The following is a 3440-nucleotide window of genomic DNA, read 5'->3' as shown; positions in this document are numbered from 1 at the left end:
AGTGCGCCGGCCTCGACGGGCACCCTCCGCCGATGTTCTCCAAACCGTTGCGCGAGCTGACCTGGGCCGACCTCGCCACACCCGAACACGGCGCACCCGCCACCATCCGCCCCGCCGCCATGATGGGCGGGCAGTTCCTGCCCGGCAGCATCGCCCGCCGCGCCGCCCTCAATGCCACCCTGACCGCGATCATCCACCCCGGCCTGGCCCCACCCGAAACCCACTACCGCCCCTCGAAGAAACTGGCCGACTTCGTCCGCTCCCGGGATATGACGTGTCGCTTCCCGGGTTGCAAGGAACCCGCCACCAACTGCGACTTGGATCATACGATTCCGTGGCCGTACGGACCCACGTGTGCGTCGAACCTAAAGTGCGCGTGCAGAAGACACCACTTGCTCAAGACCTTTTGGGCTGGGGACCCTGGCTGGCGGGATCGACAATTACCCGACGGAACTCTCATCTGGACCGCACCCGACGGGCGCAATCACACCACCACGCCGGGCAGCCGGCTGCTGTTCCCAGAACTATGCCAACCCACCGCGGCCGTCGTACCCGTCGACCTCCCCGCCCGGCCAGTCCACACCGCGGGATTGAAGATGCCGCGCCGCAAAACCACCCGCACCCAAGACCGAGCCCGCCGCATCCACCACGAACGCACACTCAACAAAGCGCTCATCGCAGCCGAAGCCGAACAAGAAGCCAAGGCCAAGGTTGCGGCCGAACAGGCAAGAGCTGCAGCCGAAGCCGCCGAACCACCCCCACCTTTCTAGAACCGCGAGTGGCACCTAGTCGTGCACGGCACCCGTGGTGGCGCGGGCTGCGGCAAGGACCGCGGCACTAGCCGCGGCCATCGGCTCCGTCGACCGCAGGCTGCGACAGAGTACGAAGGCGCCTTCCAAGGCACCCAGCGCAGCGAGCGCCAGCCGTCGGCAGTCCTCTTCGGCCAGGCCTGCACCAGCGAACCAGTGCGCCAACATCGCGGTCCAATCCTCGAAGACCTCGGCGGTGGCGGCTCGCAGTCGGTCGTTCGTGCTCGCCACCTCCAGCGCGATCGTCTCGATCGAGCAGGCCTCCGCGTAGTCCGTCGCTTCGAGCAGCGCTCCCGCGGCTTCGAACACGCCGGGGATGCCGACGATCGGATCCGTTGCGGCCGAGAGCTGCTCGCCGACGAGCAGTGCGTACCGAACCCCCTCGGCGCGGATCACCTCTTCGCTGATCTGCTCCTTGCCCCCTGGGAAGTGGTGATAGATCGACCCGAAGGCTGCGCTCGCCGTGGCCGCGATCTGTTTCAGGCCGGTCGCGGGCATGCCCTGCCTGCGGTACAACTCGGCGGCCGCCAGGAGAATCCGCTCGCGTGTGTCCGGCTGTGTCATCGGCCGACTCCCTCCCCTTGCCCCGCGGTCATCGCCGAGTGTAGCGTGCGACTAACTAGAACGATCTATCTAGGAGTGGTTCGTTGATCTCTGTACGCGTGCCGGCGGGTCCGATTCACTACGAGGACACGGGCGGCGCCGGGCCCGTCATCGTCTTCACCCACGGCCTGCTGATGACCGGAACGGTGTGGCGTGACGTGATTCCGTTGCTGGACTCCTACCGGTGCATCACCCCCACACTGCCGCTCGGCGCGCATCCGGAGCCGATGAATGCGGACGCCGATCTCACCCAACTCGGTGTGGCCCGCATCCTCGCCGACTTCCTCGACGCGTTGGATCTCGAGGAGGTGACCCTGGTGCTGAACGACTGGGGCGGTGGTCAATTCATCGTCACCGACGGACGGGATCGACGCGTCGCCCGACTCGTCCTGGCATCGTGTGAGGCCTTCGACAACTTCCCGCCCAAGCCCGCGCGACCGGCGGTCCTGCTGTGCAGGCTTCCCGGCGGGGTTTGGGTGCTATCGAAGATGCTTCACACCAAGTTCTTCCGACACAACCGCAGGACGTACGGCGGACTGAGCCAGCGCGGAATCCCCGACAGCCTCTACGACGAATGGTTCCGTCCCGCGACGCAGAACCCCCTGGTCCGTCGCGACCTGGTCAAGTTCGCGACCGGCACGCCCGCGCGTCGGATCCTGCTCGACTGGGCCGGTCGCCTCTCCCGCTTCACCCGCCCGGTGCTGATCGTGTGGGCACGCGACGATCAGATGATGCCGCTCGCCCACGCCCACCGACTGGCCGAGACGTTCGACGACGCGACACTCGTGGAGGTGGACGACTCCTGGACGCTGATTCCCGTGGACCAGCCGCGATTGTTCGCCGACACGCTGCGACAGTTCGTCGACAGCCGGTAGGAGCTACTCCCCTGCGAGTTGGAACTCGATCATCGCGACCACGGTCTCGACGGCATCCCGCAGCACATCGAGCCTGGCAGCCGCGGTAGGCGCCTCCAGTACCGAGTACCGATCCGCCTGTCCCATCGGTACCCGCGACGCCAGCGCATACAAGCGTGTTCCCGCGTCGTCGCCGGGCTCCGGCTCGCCGAGCAGCTGGCCGCGCGGTGGCAGCGTCGCGCTCTGCGCCGCCGCAATCCGCTCGAACACCTCCATCAGCCGGTCCTCGACGACGCCAATGTCCCCGCCCGTCACGGTCGTCCCCGGTTCGTCCGGCCACGGCTCGACGTCGGCTCTCGGATACGGGTCGTCGTCGAGCCAACCCGTCACCCGGATGCGCTCTCGCATCTCGCATTCGAGTCGGTAACGTCCGTCACCCAAGTCCTGGCAGTCCATGATGTGCGCCAGCGCGCCGACGTCGCACCGCGTGTCCTCGCCACCCACCTCGCGCCCTGTGGCGATCAGCACGACACCGAACTCCCTTGCACCGCTGAGGCATTCGCGGACCAGCGCGCCGTAGCGCGGCTCGAAGATGCGCAACGGCAGCTCCTCGCCAGGCAGTCGCACGGACTCCAGCGGGAACATCGGCCGGACCGTCACGGGACTACAGGACCAGCTCGGCGATCAGCGCGTCGACGACCGCCCTCAGGTCCCCGTCGTGTTCCTCGGCGACCCGGCGCTGCCGTTGGTAGGACCCGCCGGACTGATAGATGTTCGACACCTGGGCCAGCTCGTCGGCGCAGCCCAACGACTTCGCGACCGGCTCGAGCCGGTTCAGAATCTCGTCGAGATCCTCGGTGACCAGCCGCTCATTGCTGTCCTCGTCCAGGATGATGACCGCATCGAGGCCGTATCGTGCTGCGCGCCACTTGTTCTCCTGCACGTGCCAGGGCGGCATGGTCGGCAGATGCTCACCAGCGTCGAGGCGACGGTCCAGGTCGACGATCAGGCAGTGCGTCAGCGCGACGAGCGCGCCCAGCTCGGTGACGTTGGAGACGCCGTCGAAGATCCGCACCTCGACGGTGCCGAGATGAGGCGAAGGGCGGATGTCCCAACGGTTTTCGTTCATGTGATCGATGATGCCGGTCTTCTTCTGATCGTGAACGAACTGCTC

Annotated in this window: 5 protein-coding genes; 2 read left to right on the top strand and 3 right to left on the bottom strand. The window is 67.0% G+C overall.

Features of this window, described 5'->3' with window-relative positions:
• A partial coding sequence (locus ACRDUX_RS31250) for an HNH endonuclease signature motif containing protein (RefSeq protein ID WP_526419786.1) occupies window positions 1-770 on the top strand: 770 nt, incomplete at its 5' end.
• A 15-nt stretch (window positions 771-785) separates the two neighbouring features.
• On the opposite strand, the gene ACRDUX_RS31245 is transcribed toward ACRDUX_RS31250, so the two are convergent.
• The gene (locus ACRDUX_RS31245; protein ID WP_526419785.1) at window positions 786-1373 is read right to left on the bottom strand and encodes a TetR/AcrR family transcriptional regulator; all 588 of its coding nucleotides are present in this window, start codon (window positions 1371-1373) and stop codon (window positions 786-788) included.
• A gap of 83 nt (window positions 1374-1456) precedes the next feature.
• Between ACRDUX_RS31245 and ACRDUX_RS31240 the strand changes: the two genes are divergently transcribed.
• Window positions 1457-2287 (top strand): alpha/beta fold hydrolase, encoded by an 831-nt coding sequence (locus ACRDUX_RS31240; RefSeq protein ID WP_526419783.1) that lies wholly within the window; start codon window positions 1457-1459, stop codon window positions 2285-2287.
• Window positions 2288-2290: 3 nt separating this feature from the next.
• Here the strand turns inward: ACRDUX_RS31240 and ACRDUX_RS31235 are convergent, their stop codons facing one another.
• Both ACRDUX_RS31235 and ACRDUX_RS31230 read right to left on the bottom strand, forming a co-directional pair.
• The gene (locus ACRDUX_RS31235; RefSeq protein WP_526419788.1) at window positions 2291-2911 is read right to left on the bottom strand and encodes an LON peptidase substrate-binding domain-containing protein; all 621 of its coding nucleotides are present in this window, start codon (window positions 2909-2911) and stop codon (window positions 2291-2293) included.
• Between the two features lie 19 nt (window positions 2912-2930).
• Window positions 2931-3440, bottom strand: a 510-nt coding sequence (locus tag ACRDUX_RS31230) for a carboxylate-amine ligase (RefSeq protein ID WP_526419782.1), incomplete at its 5' end; no start/stop codon positions are given.

The sequence above is a fragment of the Mycobacterium sp. genome, assembly GCF_050701675.1.
Lineage (GTDB): Bacteria > Actinomycetota > Actinomycetes > Mycobacteriales > Mycobacteriaceae > Mycobacterium.
The sequence above is the reverse complement of the archived record's forward strand: the minus strand, read 5'-3'. Positions and strand labels throughout refer to the sequence as shown.

Coding starts and splice junctions, on each gene's coding strand:
- ACRDUX_RS31245 (WP_526419785.1), bottom strand. CDS start 1,373: ATGACACAGCCGGACACACGCGAGCGGATTCTCCTGGCGGCCGCCGAG.
- ACRDUX_RS31235 (WP_526419788.1), bottom strand. CDS start 2,911: ATGTTCCCGCTGGAGTCCGTGCGACTGCCTGGCGAGGAGCTGCCGTTG.